The organism is Salmonella sp. 5800, assembly GCF_046558195.1.
GTDB lineage: Bacteria > Pseudomonadota > Gammaproteobacteria > Enterobacterales > Enterobacteriaceae > Salmonella > Salmonella enterica.
This window is the reverse complement of sequence record NZ_JBGDOX010000011.1, coordinates 32,528-47,413: the sequence shown is the minus strand read 5'-3', so window position 1 is coordinate 47,413 and position 14,886 is coordinate 32,528. Positions and strand designations below refer to the sequence as shown.

Annotated in this window: 13 protein-coding genes; 1 reads left to right on the top strand and 12 read right to left on the bottom strand. The window is 53.4% G+C overall.

The genetic code is table 11. The features are described from left to right. Positions 1-18: 18 nt before the first annotated feature. The 3 genes from ACLJZ5_RS18430 to ACLJZ5_RS18420 all read right to left on the bottom strand — a co-directional run bounded on the left by ACLJZ5_RS18430 (position 19) and on the right by ACLJZ5_RS18420 (position 4,033). Positions 19-1,122 (bottom strand): alanine/ornithine racemase family PLP-dependent enzyme, encoded by a 1,104-nt coding sequence (locus ACLJZ5_RS18430; RefSeq protein ID WP_000281907.1) that lies wholly within the window; start codon positions 1,120-1,122, stop codon positions 19-21. A gap of 1 nt (position 1,123) precedes the next feature. Beyond that, on the bottom strand, positions 1,124-2,545 hold the full coding sequence (locus ACLJZ5_RS18425) for an APC family permease (protein WP_000072512.1): 1,422 nt from the start codon (positions 2,543-2,545) through the stop codon (positions 1,124-1,126). 90 nt (positions 2,546-2,635) lie between these two features. Then, positions 2,636-4,033, bottom strand: a complete 1,398-nt coding sequence (locus tag ACLJZ5_RS18420) for a diaminopimelate decarboxylase family protein (RefSeq protein ID WP_000132306.1) — start codon at positions 4,031-4,033, stop codon at positions 2,636-2,638. A gap of 210 nt (positions 4,034-4,243) precedes the next feature. Between ACLJZ5_RS18420 and ACLJZ5_RS18415 the strand changes: the two genes are divergently transcribed. After that, positions 4,244-5,671 carry a sigma-54 interaction domain-containing protein gene (locus ACLJZ5_RS18415; protein ID WP_000168925.1) on the top strand — a complete coding sequence of 476 codons (1,428 nt, stop codon included), beginning with the start codon at positions 4,244-4,246 and terminating at the stop codon, positions 5,669-5,671. Between the two features lie 35 nt (positions 5,672-5,706). Here ACLJZ5_RS18415 and purF read toward each other — a convergent pair whose 3' ends face one another. From purF to pdxB, 9 genes are all read right to left on the bottom strand, one after another. Next, positions 5,707-7,224: an amidophosphoribosyltransferase gene (gene purF / locus ACLJZ5_RS18410; RefSeq protein WP_000334205.1), complete on the bottom strand. Its 1,518-nt coding sequence runs from the start codon at positions 7,222-7,224 to the stop codon at positions 5,707-5,709. Between the two features lie 37 nt (positions 7,225-7,261). After that, complete coding sequence (gene cvpA / locus ACLJZ5_RS18405) at positions 7,262-7,750, bottom strand: colicin V production protein (RefSeq protein ID WP_000262102.1); 489 nt, start codon at positions 7,748-7,750, stop codon at positions 7,262-7,264. Positions 7,751-8,060: 310 nt separating this feature from the next. Next, positions 8,061-8,735: a cell division protein DedD gene (gene dedD, locus ACLJZ5_RS18400; RefSeq protein ID WP_024798144.1), complete on the bottom strand. Its 675-nt coding sequence runs from the start codon at positions 8,733-8,735 to the stop codon at positions 8,061-8,063. Further along, a complete protein-coding gene (gene folC, locus ACLJZ5_RS18395; RefSeq protein ID WP_000792275.1) occupies positions 8,725-9,993 on the bottom strand; it encodes a bifunctional tetrahydrofolate synthase/dihydrofolate synthase in 1,269 nt (422 codons plus the stop codon). The genes dedD and folC overlap by 11 nt, the downstream gene beginning before the upstream one ends. A 67-nt stretch (positions 9,994-10,060) precedes the next feature. Further along, positions 10,061-10,975 carry an acetyl-CoA carboxylase, carboxyltransferase subunit beta gene (accD, locus tag ACLJZ5_RS18390; protein ID WP_000118383.1) on the bottom strand — a complete coding sequence of 305 codons (915 nt, stop codon included), beginning with the start codon at positions 10,973-10,975 and terminating at the stop codon, positions 10,061-10,063. Positions 10,976-11,124: 149 nt separating this feature from the next. Further along, positions 11,125-11,784 carry a DedA family protein gene (locus tag ACLJZ5_RS18385; protein ID WP_000364318.1) on the bottom strand — a complete coding sequence of 220 codons (660 nt, stop codon included), beginning with the start codon at positions 11,782-11,784 and terminating at the stop codon, positions 11,125-11,127. Between the two features lie 48 nt (positions 11,785-11,832). Beyond that, the gene (gene truA, locus ACLJZ5_RS18380) at positions 11,833-12,645 is read right to left on the bottom strand and encodes a tRNA pseudouridine(38-40) synthase TruA (RefSeq protein WP_024798143.1); all 813 of its coding nucleotides are present in this window, start codon (positions 12,643-12,645) and stop codon (positions 11,833-11,835) included. Continuing rightward, positions 12,645-13,658, bottom strand: coding sequence for an aspartate-semialdehyde dehydrogenase (locus ACLJZ5_RS18375; RefSeq protein ID WP_001289141.1), 1,014 nt, complete (start codon positions 13,656-13,658; stop codon positions 12,645-12,647). The genes truA and ACLJZ5_RS18375 overlap by 1 nt, the downstream gene beginning before the upstream one ends. Before the next feature lie 67 nt (positions 13,659-13,725). Beyond that, positions 13,726-14,862, bottom strand: coding sequence for a 4-phosphoerythronate dehydrogenase PdxB (gene pdxB, locus ACLJZ5_RS18370; protein ID WP_000699178.1), 1,137 nt, complete (start codon positions 14,860-14,862; stop codon positions 13,726-13,728). Positions 14,863-14,886 lie beyond the last annotated feature (24 nt).

Below are 14,886 nucleotides of genomic sequence, written 5' to 3'. Positions count from 1 at the left end.
AGCCGCGGCGGTTATGCGTTAACGCGTAAACCTCCAGGCGACGCCTTTGGTCTGGCAGGCCATTAACAGGCCCGTATAATCCAGCTCAAAGCGAACCACATCGCCTACTTTTAGCGACTGACGACAATCTTCAATATCCACCAGCGTATGATCGCTGGTTTGCCCTAAGATAGTGATAGCGTCGTCGCATGGCACACAGTTATCCGACGGCACATCCTGGCGCCCAAACGCCAGCAATGCGCGTCGGCGTATGCCACGATCGACAAAGGTTTTACTTTGCAAAAAGGCATCGACGCCCAGCTCCCCGACCGGGACGGTCGGTTTACTGTTCAGTTCGATGATTTCCGCTTCCAGGATATACATATCGGAACAGGCTTTATCGACCGGTTTTGCGGAGTGGTGAAATTCATTCAGGTATTTCATGTCCACATATTCAATGCCGAATTCATGCAGTCCGCCGATGCGCAGATGATTCAGTCCCTGCGGCCAGATACCTTTATCCAGCAGGTGATAGCTGGTGCAATTTCCCGCAGAAAGCCGCCGGACAGGAATACCGCTGTCGGCTTCCAGCCGGGCGGCCAGCGCCAGAAAATCCTCGCCATTTTTTACCGTTGGCAACACGGTGCCGTAACAATTAAAGTTGGTGCCCAGTCCATATAATTCCAGACCGGGCAGACCAGTAATCAGAGTCACGGTCTCAAGAATGCGTTGATATTCACCAAACCAGATACCCTCGCGTAAATCGCCCATATCCACCATCAGTAATACCTGATGCGTTTTCCCCTGGCGTTGGGCTTCTTGCGATAATGCCCGTAATACCACCGGCTCGCTATTTAAACTAATATCCGCGTAGCGCACCACATCTTCGATTTCACTCAGACACGGGCTGCGTAACAGGCAAGTCGTACATCCTGTCTCGCGTATTTTTTTCAAATTATAGGTTCGTGATTCAGCAATAACGGTAATTCCGCCGTTGAACACCGCCTGCGCGGTTTCCACGCAGCCGTCAAAAACTTTATTGACAGCCATCACGTCAATACCGCTACTTGCCAGCAGAGCTTTTTCCGTGCGGGCGTTTTCTTCCAGCTTGCGTAGATTTATTTCCAGAACTGGCATATACATTTTATTTTCCTCCCGCCATGCTTAAACGGGCATTACGTTTCTGCGCCCGATGGTAAATGTACTCCGCGACGACAACCGCCAGCACGGCTCCGCCAATAATTTTCCCGGCGTACTGGAAATATCCGCCCATATCAATTTGAGAAGGCGGAATAAATAACAGCGCAACGGCAAAGGCGATAGAAAGAAAGCCCAGCGCGGGTAAAATAGCCGGTAAAACCTTGCCCGGAATTTTAAAACTTCTTGGCGTATCCGGCTGAGTCTTACGTAAACGCCAGAACGCCGGGAACATCACCAGATAAGGAATAAAATAGGTGATGGTCGTTAGCGCCGTTAACATCCAGTAAGCCGCCGCAACGCTTGGCGAAATAAAAGTCGAAAAACACAGGACCGTGACAATAATCGCCTGTACAGTCAAGGCAAAGGCGGGCGTTTTCCACACCGGATGTAATTTGCCGATTCGGTCCCCCAGCAGATTATCTTCACGCGAGGCTTCCTGGAGCATATAAATCGGCCCCACCAGCCAGGAGTTAATCTGCCCGAGAGCGCCAAAAAACATACAGATGGCCATAACAGGAATTAACCACGGCATATGCAGCGTGTCCGCAGCAGCATGCATAGCCTGCATGACGCCTGCCACGATGTCGGTTTTCCCGGCGGGTAAAAGCGTGTTTAGCGCCCAGGTGCCGACCATATAGATCCCAACGATAACGGCGGCGGAGACGGCCATCGCTCGCGGAAAATCACGCTGTGGATTACGGGTACGCCCGGCAATCATCGGGGCGACCTCCAGTCCGGCAAACGCAAACATCATGCTGGATAAGAAAACGATCGTATCCCAGTGTCCGAGATCCGGAATCCAGTTTTTCGCTGTAGTGTAGTCCGTCTGCATCTGGTGTCCGGTACATAGCCATACTACCGCCAGCAAAATGAGGATGGCGGAGGGAATAAATACGCCGCACCAGGCGCTGATGCTATTAATAATTTTTGTCCATTCCATCCCGCGGATATTCATCAGCGTTAATAGCCAAAAAATTACCGCGGAACCAATACCGATAAACGCTTTATTTTCCGCCAGGCCGCCGCCGATCATATAGCCCAACGCGGTAAAGCCGAATTGCAGCATTAATGGGAAAAACAGTACGCAGGAAAAGAGAAAACAAACCACGACAATCCATGCAATACGTTTACCAAATGCCTCTTTAATCCAGACAAATATCCCACCATCTTTCGGCCAGCCGGTTGACAGCTCGCCGCATACCATCGCTAAAGGAAAAAACAAGCAGAATGCGGCTATCACCCATAACAACATGGCCGATGCCCCGTAAGGCGCCACGTTAGGGATTTGCCGCAAACTCAGAATAGCGATGACATTCATAAAGACAATGTCTTTGATGCCAAGTAAGCCAGAATTCGTGTTACTCATGGCCATCTCCTGTTATGCATTCAGGCATCACTGCCCTCTTCTTATCATCTGACGACGGGCTTCAGCATAAAACTGAAGCCCAAAACAGTATTAATAAATGTCGTACTTGACCATATCTTCGTAACTGTCTTCCCGACGAATCAGACGCGTTTCACCATTTTTATCGATCATCACCACGCCCGTGCGCGGACGGTTGTTATAAACGGTTTGACTTTCAATGGTGTATGCCCCGGCATCAAGAAACGCGACAATATCGCCAACATGAGTCTCCTTCGGCAGTAAAAACTCTTCACCTTTCACTCCCATGTGGAAATAATCTCCGCCATCACACAGCGGCCCGGCTAATTTTATCCAGGCGTCGTGCGCTGCCGTCATGCGAGATGCGTTATAGACATAAAAGAACCAGTCAAAATGCTGGCTGTCAGAGAGTACGCTGTAACCAGCGTCGACAAATTTCCATTCAACGTGGCATTCCACATTGCCGTTAAGATCGTAATTTGTTTTACGTTTTTCGCAGGAGACTTCCGTCAGTAACACCGCCGCCGACCCGGTCACTTTACGTCCCGGTTCAATACATATTTCCACATCGGTACGCCATTTATGCACTTCGCGAATGACCGCATCGGCAAAATCCTGGGCGGTAATACCGGCATACATATTATCTTTTAACGGGTCGCCATTCTCGTCGTCATATTTATAGGGAACCGGAATTCCGCCGCCCACGTTGATCAAATCAAATTTAATACCGAGCACCTCTTCCAGGCGACGGGATTCATCCACCAGCACTTTAGTCGCTTTTGCGAAAGGCTCTGACTCCGGCACCTGATCACCCACATGCATATGCAAGCCGCGCAAATGCACATAAGGCATCGCCAGAATGCGGCGGCAGGTTTCTTCCGCCTGTTCCAGGTCGAGACCTGACTTCGCATGGAAAGCGGTAACCAGTTCCGCATGCGTCGCCGAGGGAACATTCGGCTCTACACGGACGCAAACATTGGCGACTTTCTTCAGCTTGCGAGAGATGGCATCAATATGTTCCAGCTCATACAGGCTATCAACATTAATAAGATACAGATCGTTAGCGATGGCATATTCCAGATCGGCAGGCTTTTTCACCACGCCGTTGAAGACGATCTGATCGCCGCGAAAGCCTATCTCCAGACACTTGCGAACCTCATATTGTGAGTTTGCCTCCGCGCAAATTCCGGCGTCACGAATGGCTTTCAACACCCCCATGACCGAGCAGGTTTTTGACGCAAAGAAGGTTTTGGTATTTTTATGCGCCGCAAATGCCTGCTGGATTTCATGAATGTTACGAATAATCTCCGGCTCAGAAAACACATAGAACGGCGTGGGGTACTGGCGCGCCAGAGCGTCCAGATCGACCCCTTCAAAACACAAATGACCGTCTTTGTGCTGGAAACGGCGATCGCCGTTGATTACCTGCTCACGTAGCTGGTTGTAATTCTGCATAATCGAGTCAGTCATAACGCCCTCTGCTTAATGTTTATGGTAAAAATCCTCATTCTTTACAGGGATAAAGCAAAAGGCATGCCACTATTTTTTATCAAAATAATCAATTATTTATAAAAATAAGCTGTTTCTCATTTTCGTCATTGAGTTTGCTATTCATCACAACGACGAAAATTCGTCACTTTTATAATGGCAACATGAACAATAGATATGAGGAATGCATGTATGGCATCCACCAATCAGGAACTGGCCTCGGCGCTCAGGATGTTTTCCCGCTTTTTCGATTTGATTCATCAGCCGTTGGCCGTCATTAATGAGCGTGGTGAATACGTTTACTACAATCAGGAAAGCGCGGATCTGGACGGCTACAGTATTGAACGGGCAATGGGAAAACATATGCTGGATGTCTATCCGGGCATGAAAGAGACCCAAAGTACGATGCTTTCATCGTTAAAAAAAGGCGTGGAATACATTGGCCATTATCAAATTTATTACAATGCGCGAGGCCAGGCCGTTGACTATCAGCACACCACCGCGCCGCTCTATGCAAGCGATGGCGGCATGGTCGGCGTTATCGAAATCGGCAGGAATATGTCCGGCGTCAGGCGGCTCCAGGAGCAGGTGGTAGAACTGAACCAACTGCTGTATGCCGATCACCATGAGAAGCACCATGCCATTATTACCGAAAACCCGGAAATGCTCAGTAATATCGCCAAAGCCAAACGGCTGGCCGCCAGTAATATTCCGGTGACGATTGTCGGGGAGACGGGTACGGGTAAGGAGCTATTTTCCCGCCTGATCCATCAATGCAGCAAGCGGGCGAATAAACCATTTATCGCCCTGAACTGCGGCGCTCTACCGCCTACGCTTATCGAAAGTACGCTTTTCGGCACCGTGCGCGGCGCCTATACCGGCGCGGAAAATAGCCAAGGCTATCTGGAACTGGCAAACGGGGGAACGCTCTTTCTTGATGAGCTGAACGCCATGCCGATAGAGATGCAAAGTAAGCTGCTGCGATTCTTGCAGGATAAAACCTTCTGGCGGCTCGGCGGACAACAGCAACTCCACTCTGATGTCAGGATCGTTGCCGCCATGAACGAAGCGCCCGTCAAATTAATTCAACAAGAACGTCTGCGGGCAGATCTTTTTTATCGGTTGAGCGTCGGAATGTTGACGTTACCGCCGCTGCGCGCCCGCCCGGAAGATATTCCCTTACTGGCGAATTATTTTATTGATAAATACCGTAATGACGTGCCGCAGGATATTCACGGATTAAGCGAGACGGCGCGTGCTGATCTGCTCAATCACGCCTGGCCGGGTAATGTCAGGATGCTGGAAAACGCGATTGTACGCAGCATGATCATGCAGGAAAAAGACGGGCTGCTCAAACACATCATTTTTGAACAGGACGAGTTAAATTTAGGCGTACCGGAAACCGCGCCGGAAAATCCCCTTCCCTCGTCACCCGATCCGCAGTATGAAGGGTCGCTGGAGGTACGGGTTGCCAACTACGAAAGGCATTTAATAGAAACCGCGCTGGATACGCATCAGGGGAATATTGCCGCCGCGGCCCGCAGCCTTAACGTATCGCGCACCACGTTACAGTACAAAGTACAAAAATACGCTATTCGCTTCGGCGTGGTGCGTAATTGACATCGGCCAGCGGCATCGCGCCGCTGGCAAAGCCATTAGCCTTCGTTATGCATTTCCAGGTTTTCCATTTCGTTCTGGAACAGCACCGCTTTGGCGTCGTCATTACGTAATGAATCCAGGAAGTCGAGGTATTGCTGGTCTACGTCTTTGGTGACATATACCCCGTTAAATACCGAACATTCAAACTGCTGGATATCCGGATTTTCCGCGCGTACGGCTTCGATCAGATCGTTCAGATCCTGGAAGATAAGCCCGTCTGCGCCGATGATCTGACGAATCTCATCCACCTCGCGACCATGCGCGATCAGCTCATTGGCGGTCGGCATATCAATGCCATAGACGTTGGGGAAACGAATTTCCGGCGCGGCGGACGCCAGATAAACCTTCTTCGCACCGGCCTCCCGGGCCATCTCAATGATCTGCTCTGATGTGGTGCCACGCACGATGGAATCATCCACCAGCAGGACGTTCTTATCGCGGAATTCCGCGCGATTAGCATTGAGCTTACGGCGCACGGATTTACGGCGTAGCTGTTGGCCCGGCATGATAAAGGTACGTCCCACGTAACGATTTTTGACAAATCCCTGGCGGTATGGCTTGCCGAGAATACGGGCAATTTCCAGTGCGATATCGCAGGAGGTTTCCGGGATAGGGATCACGACGTCGATGTCCAGATCTTCCCATTCACGAGCGATTTTTTCGCCAAGTTTGGTGCCCATATTCACACGAGCGCTGTAGACGGAGATCTTGTCGATAAAGGAGTCCGGGCGAGCAAAGTAAACGTACTCGAACAGACAGGGATTACTGACCGGATTATCCGCGCACTGGCGCGTGAACAGTTGCCCCTTTTCGGTAATATAGATAGCTTCGCCCGGCGCGACATCGCGCAGAAACTCAAAGCCCAGCGTATCCAGCGCCACGCTTTCAGAAGCGACCATATACTCCGTACGTCCATCGCCAACGTCACGCTTGCCCAGCACTAACGGGCGAATGCCGTGCGGATCGCGAAAAGCCACCATGCCGTGGCCGATAATCATCGCCACGCAGGCATAGGCGCCGCGGATTTGACGGTTAGTCGCGGCAATCGCGGCAAAAATATTGTCGGCTTCCAGCGGATAGTGACGGAAGTTGTCGAGCTCGCTGGCGAAAATATTGAGCAGGATTTCGGAATCGGAGGTGGTGTTGATATGACGGCGCTTTTCTTCAAACAGCTTTTTACGTAGCTCGTGCGCGTTAGTCAGGTTGCCATTATGGGCCAACGTGATGCCATACGGCGAGTTAACGTAAAAAGGTTGCGCTTCGGAAGCGCTGGAGCTGCCTGCGGTAGGGTAGCGCACATGGCCGATCCCCATGTTGCCCTGCAAACGCTGCATGTGGCGAGCTTCAAAAATATCGTTCACCAGCCCGTTTGCCTTACGCAAGCGGAAGCAGTTATTCGCATCAATGGTGATGATACCGGCAGCATCCTGACCACGATGCTGGAGCACTGTTAACGCGTCATAAATCGACTGGTTGACCGGCATAACACCGGCGATACCGACAATACCGCACATACGTCATTTTCCTCGTTAAGCCACATCTCAGAACCTGTTACGTCCTGGGCAAGAAACTCGACGAGCTTTGCAGATAGTCAAAGAACCATCTGATGATGAAGCTGAACTGCGGGATGAGCTGCGATTTGCTCCAGTCTTCGCTTTTCGACAAGCCGGTAAAGGTATCAAGGAAGAACAGAATGGCGGCGACAATCAGCGCGCCTCGCAGTGCGCCGAAACAGATCCCCAACACCCGGTCAGTTCCCGACAGGCCGGTCTTCTCTACTAGCTGACCTATCACAAAATTCACGATAGCGCCGACGATAAGCGTCGCGATAAACAGTACCGCGATAGCAATCCCATTACGAACCAGTTCGTCTTCAAAGCCCGTAAACCAGACAGACAGGTAAGTGTAGTAGTGACTGGCGACAAAGAAAGCACAGCCCCACGTCACCAGCGATAACGCTTCACGAACAAAGCCGCGGATCAGGCTAACCAGACAGGAAAAAGCAATCACCGCGATAATGGCGTAATCAATCCAGACCATAGATGTCCCACGATTTTACGCCCTGTCGTCCTGTTCGGGGCGCATTCTAACAGAAAAAGAAAACGTTTGCGTAGGGATTTCCTTCCCACGCGTAAATAAAAATGGCGCTGAAAAAATATTCAACGCCATCACACTTTTTATCTCTTCGGGCACGACCAGAAGAGCTGCCATCGGCCTGATAAGCGCAGGATACCAGGTTTATTCCTTCTGCCGGATGGCGGCGTAAACGCCTTATCCAGCCTACAGAACTTCGGCTATTACCAGGTGAACACCGTAGGCCTTAACGCTGCGCGCTCAGGCAAAACGCGCCTTAGTTCGGGCTATATCCCATCACCACGCCGCTTAACCCGGAAATCTGCTTGAGCTCGCCAAGCGATCCTTTCATCTTATCTTTCGACGCATCCGGCCCGACGAGAATACGGGTTATTTTACCCTGTACCGGCGTTGATGGGGAAGTATAAACCCGGAACCCGGCGGAACGAAGCTTGCCGACTATCTCGTTGACTTTATCCGCGTTTTTCAGCGCGCCCAACTGTACGACATAGGCTTTGCCGGTCGGCGCAGGTTTATCGTCGGCGACTGGTTGCGGCGCGGGCGTCGGCGTGGAAGCGGCGACAACCGGCTGTTGCGGTTTAGGCTGCGGTTTCGGCTTTTCAACCGGCTTCGGTTTAGGCGTCTCCGCCGGTATCGGATCAAGCTCAATATTGTTAGACACCATGCGCGACGGGTCCAGCGATGGCGCTGCCGCATCTCCCGCCCGCACCTCTTCAGCCGCCCCTTCCGGCGGTTGTGTCGGCAGCGCCTGCGTTGCGGCAGGCATCATATCCGGCTCATCGCGGTCGCCAGGCTTCGGTACCAGTGGAATCGCAGCAAATTCATCCTGATAATGCTTTTTCTGTCCGTCCAGCAGACCGGGAAGCACAATAACCCCCAGCGCGACTAACACAATCGTGCCGACTAAACGATTCTGAAACTTACTCGCCACCGATTCTCCCCGCGTCTATCACTTCCATAACATGTGCGACGGTGTGGAACGATCCGCACACCAGCACGGTATCTTCTGGCTGCGCCGCGTCGATAGCGGCCTGCCATGCCTGCGCGACGCTATCATAGACATTCCCTTTCCCCAGATGTTCCAGAAGTTGTTCCGCCGTCGCGCCGCGCGGCCCCTCTAACGGAGCACAATACCAGTCGTCAACCACGCTTTTCAACCAGGCTAACGTGCCGGCGATATCTTTATCATGCAGCATACCAATCACCGCAAGCACGCGCCCGCGTTTCGGCAACATTTTCAGACGACCCGTCAGGTATTCCGCCGCGTGGGGATTATGGGCGACATCAAAGATAACGCGCGGCGACTCACTCACGATTTGAAAACGTCCCGGCAAGGTAGCCTGCGCAATACCGTCGCGAATCGCCTGCTCGTCAATGTTCAACCTGCTGGCGCGCAGCGCGGCCAGGGCGGTGGCGGCATTCGGCTGGGGAACCTGCGGCAACGGCAGTCCGGCAAGCGTACCGTCGCCATCGGTAAACGCCCAGTGGGTCGCTGTCACCTCATAACGCCAGTCAACGCCGCGACGCCGCAACAGCGCGCCGGTCTCCTGAGCGACATCCGCGATGGTTGCCGGCATTTCCGGTTCGCCGACGATAGCGGGTTTTTCCGCACGAAAAATCCCGGCCTTCTCGCGGCCGATACTTTCGCGATCCGGCCCCAGCCAGTCAGTATGGTCAAGCGCGATGCTGGTAATTACCGCTACATCGGCATCCACAATGTTCGTGGCGTCCAGGCGTCCGCCCAACCCGACCTCCAGAATCACCACGTCAAGGTTAGCCTGTTTAAACAGCCACAATGCCGACAACGTGCCATATTCAAAATAGGTCAATGAAATATCGCCGCGCGCCGCTTCTATTTCCGCAAAGGACGCGGTATGCGCGGATTCCGCTAATTCTTTCCCCTGCACGCGCACGCGCTCGGTGTAACGTACCAGATGAGGCGAACTATAGACGCCCACACGGTATCCCGCCGCGATTAACACCGACTCCAGCGTGCGACAGGTCGTACCTTTGCCGTTGGTTCCCGCAACGGTAAAAACGAACGGCGCAGGCTTGAGGATGTCCAGACGCGCTGCCACCTGGCTTACGCGCTCAAGGCCTAAATCGATACTCTTGCTGTGCAGGTTTTCCAGATAAGAAAGCCACGAGGCCAGGGGCGACGCAGCTTGAGGTATAGATTTGTTTTTCATTGATTCCGCTGCTTCTTTACGGTGAAAAGCAAAAGGGCAGAGCCTGCGGCCCTGCCCTTTTCAGTTATCAGGCCTCAGACTCCTGATCCGGCGCCGGAGGCACCACCACGCCTTCACGCGGGGCGTCCGGGTTCGGCGCGGGCAGATTCATCAGCTTCGCCAGAATGCTCGCCAGCTTCAGGCGCATTTCCGGGCGGCGGACGATCATATCAATAGCGCCTTTTTCGATCAGGAACTCACTGCGCTGGAATCCTGGCGGGAGCTTCTCACGAACGGTTTGTTCGATAACGCGCGGGCCGGCGAAGCCAATCAGGGCTTTTGGCTCGGCGATGTTGAGATCGCCCAGCATCGCAAAACTGGCGGAAACGCCGCCCATTGTCGGATCGGTCAATACCGAAATGTAGGGCAGACCACGTTCCTGCATTTTAGCCAGCGCCGCCGAGGTTTTCGCCATCTGCATCAGCGACATCAGCGCTTCTTGCATACGCGCGCCGCCGGAAGCAGAGAAACACACTAACGGACAGTTGTCTTCCAGCGCCTGTTCAACGGCGCGAACGAAGCGTGCGCCAACGACAGACCCCATTGAGCCGCCCATGAACGCGAATTCAAACGCGGCGGCGACAACCGGCATACCGTGAAGCGTCCCTTTCATGACCACCAGCGCGTCTTTCTCGCCGGTTTCTTTCTGCGCGGACGCCAGTCTGTCTTTATATTTTTTGGAGTCGCGGAACTTGAGCACGTCTTTCGGCTCCAGCTCGCTACCCAACTCCACAAGGGAACCTTCATCTAACAGGCTATGCAGGCGATTGCGCGCCGACATGCGCATATGATGGTCACACTTAGGACAGACCTCAAGATTACGTTCCAGCTCAGCGCGGTATAAAACCTGACCGCAGCTATCACACTTGGTCCACACCCCTTCAGGAATGCTTGCCTTGCGGGTGGGAGTAATGTTGCTTTTAATTCGTTCAATCCAGCTCATTGGTGACCTTTCTGCCTGAACCTTAGTCAGCTTTATTATAAGGGGCGCATAATGCCATTTTTGCCCCCAACAGACCATGAATGTTGCACATTAAAACATAACAGCCCGAAACTTTGGATAAAAAAGTGGTCGAACCGCTGAGTTACTTTCTATTTTGCGGCACGCGACGCAGCGCGCTTATGCCGGACAATCTCAATGACGCCAGGTAATATCGAAACCACGATAATCCCCACAATCAGCAGCTTAAGGTTATCCTGAATCAACGGTATCGTACCGAAGAAATAACCGGCGTAGGTAAAGAGCAGTACCCACAGCAGCGCGCCGATGACGTTATAAGCGGCAAAATGCCGATAGGACATGTGCCCCATCCCTGCCACAAACGGCGCAAAGGTTCTGACGATCGGCACGAAGCGAGCGAGAATGATAGTTTTACCGCCGTGTTTTTCATAAAACTGGTGGGTTTTATCCAGATAACTGCGGCGGAAAATTTTCGAATTCGGATTACTGAACAGTTTTTCGCCGAACAGTCGACCAATCGTGTAATTTACCGCATCGCCGACAATCGCGGCGATCAGCATTAACGCCACCATGACATGCACATTGAGATCGTTGGTTTCCAGCGAAGCCAGCGCCCCGGCGACAAACAGCAGCGAGTCGCCCGGCAGGAACGGCGTGACGACCAGGCCGGTTTCACAAAACAGAATCAAAAACAAAATAGCGTACACCCAGACGCCGTACTCCGCGACCAGCTCCGCCAGATGCACATCGATGTGCAGAATAAAATCAATAATAAAGTAGATCAGGTCCATATTTGTCTTTGCCTTTCTACCCGACACGTTTCGGGTGTACGATTCGGATTAGTCCGCCAGAAATAGCGGGCCCATTGGCGGTTTTGGAAGGTCAAACCGGTCAGGGTAATCCACCGCAACCAAATATAGCCCCTCCGCCTTCGCCGTTGCCGCCGCCAGCGTTCTGTCCCTGGCCGCTAACAGCTCTGCGATCCAGCTCTCCGGCTGGTTGTGAGCGCCTACTTCCAGCAGGCTGCCGACAATATTCCTGACCATATGATGAACAAAGGCATTCGCTTTGATATCGACCACCACATAAGGGCCGTGGCGGGTAACGTTGATGTGCATCACATTACGCCACGGCGTGCGCGACTGGCACTGCACCGCGCGAAACGAGGTAAAATCATTTTCGCCAAGCAGACTCTGCGCCGCGCGATGCATCCGCTCTGCATCCAGCGGCTCATAGTAATGCGTCACGCCTTTTGCTAATACCGCAGGACGCAGTCGATGATTGTAGATGATATAGCGATAACGGCGAGCCGTAGCGCTAAATCGCGCGTGAAAATCATCCGGTACAGTTTTCACCCAGCGCACGGCAATGTCACCAGGCAAATTCGCATTTACCCCCAGCGTCCATGCCGCATCTTTGCGCAATGCGGTCGTTTCGAAATGGACAACCTGCCCGGTGCCGTGAACGCCGGCATCGGTGCGCCCGGCGCAGAACACGTTAATAGGTTCATTTGCCACCTGCGAGAGCGCTTTTTCCAGCTTTTCCTGCACGCTGCGCACTTCATTCTGACGCTGCCAGCCATAATACTTGCTGCCGTCGTACTCAATACCCAGCGCAATTTTATAGACCGGCGATAATTGCTGTCCGGACATCAGTACAGATACTCCTGCACCAGCTTCTCCGCAATTTTAACGGCCATCAGCGCGCCGCCGAAACGCACGTTGTCCGCCACTGACCAGAACTGAATTTGTTCCGGCATACCGTAATCATTATGCACACAGCCAATAGAGAGCTGTGGATTGCCGGAAGCGTCGCCCACCTGCGTCGGGTAATCCGTCTCTTCTGACAGTACGATATCTTCACCGCGGGAAAACGCCTCGCGCGCCTCTTCCGCCGCCAGCGGACGGAGCGCTTCAAAGCTCACCATCTGCGCATGGCCATAGAACACCGGCGACTGCACGACACTGGCGGAGATCATCACGCCATCGTCCTGCAAAATTTTACGCACTTCATCGACGATACGACGTTCCTGGCGCACGCTGCCTTCACGATCCGGCAGCAGCGGCAGCATATTGAACGCCAACTGGCGGCCAAAGAAATCATCTTCATCAATCGGTATGCCGTTAAGCAGCTTCGCACTCTGTCCGGCCAGCGCATCGACCGCTTTTTTCCCCTGTGCGGACGCTGATAACATACTGGTGACGGCGATGCGCGACAGTCCCCCCTGATCGATTAACGGCTTGAGCGCCGCGAGCAGTTGACTGGTCAGACTATCGGCGACCGCAATCACGTTACGGTTACGGTAATCCGCCAGTACATACGGGTTAACTTCCGGCACGACCAGCGGCACATCAGGCTCCAGCGCGAACAGACCGCTGGAATCTATCACCAGGCAGCCTGCATTGGTCGCGTCGTCTATCCAGGCAGCCGATGCCTCTGCGCCGGCAACGAAAAACGCCAACTGCGCCTGCGTCCAGTCAAAGTCCGCCGCATCCTGGACAATGACCGACTTGCCACCAAAACGGAGGTGCTCGCCCGCGCTTTCATGACGCGCCAACGCATAAATTTCACCGACCGGGAACTGGCGTTCAGCCAGTGTTTCAAGCAGGGCTTCGCCTACGGCGCCCGTTGCGCCCAGAATGGCAATGTTCCAGCCTTCAGACATGGTGATTTACTCCAGAAATACATAAGCGTCCCTGTCGCATTATTCGACAGGGAGCATTAAGAAGACATTAATGTGCCGGGTGATGAACAGCGTTAAAACCTAGCTTACACAGCAAGGCGGCTGCCGTTTCGTCGTCACACATCACGTATAAAGACGACCATTCACGGCGCTCAAGATAATTTTTACGCAATTTATCAAATTCACCCGGAATTCCAGCGACTTTACGCAGCGGCGCATCGTCGCGGCGCACATCATACACCAAATGCGCCAGTCTTTTCAGCGTCGGTTGATCCAGCGGGCCGTGAAGCGTAATACGACCAAACTCAGGCGCAGGCAGTAATGTCTCCAGCGCGACACGCTGCTCGCGACCGATAAACGCGCTATACGCCTCAAAGACCTGGGTGGTGCCGCGCGCTTTGCCTTCCAGCGTATAGCCGGCAATATGCGACGTGCCGATATCCACGGCTTCCAGTAGCGCGACGTTAAGATCCGGTTCGCCCTCCCACACATCAAGCACCACGCTCAGCGGCTGCCCGGCATTAAGTCGCGCCAGCAACGCGGCGTTATCCACCACCGGACCGCGGCAGGCGTTAATGAGAATGGCGCCGGGTTTCAGTCGACGGATCAGCGTCTCATCGGCCAGATGCAGCGTTTTGTACGGTCCGTCTTTATAGAGCGGCGTATGGAAAGTCAGGACATCCGCTTCCTGCACCAGCTCATCCAGCGTACGAAAATCACCCTCGTCCCCGCGTGCGGCGCGTGGCGGATCGCACAGCAACGTGCGGATACCCAACGCTTCAAGCCTGGTCTGTAGCCGGCTTCCGACGTTACCCACGCCGACAATCCCTATAGTGCGATCGCGTAACGAAAAGCCGTCACGTTCGGCCAGCATCAACAGCGCGGAAAACACATACTCCACCACGGCGATAGCATTACAGCCGGGCGCGGCTGAAAAACCGATGCCCGCCTGCTTCAGCCATGCCTCATCCACATGATCGGTGCCTGCCGTAGCAGTACCAACGAAGTTAATCGGCGTGCCGCTCAGCAGCGATTCATTCACTTTCGTGACCGAACGCACCATTAACGCATCGGCATGGTTCAATTCTTCAACGGGGATCGGGCGACCCGGCACTGCCTTTACCTCACCCAGGCGGCTAAATAATTCGCGGGCGTAAGGCATATTTTCATCAACGAGAATTTTCACGACTGTCGTACCTGTTTGAGAACG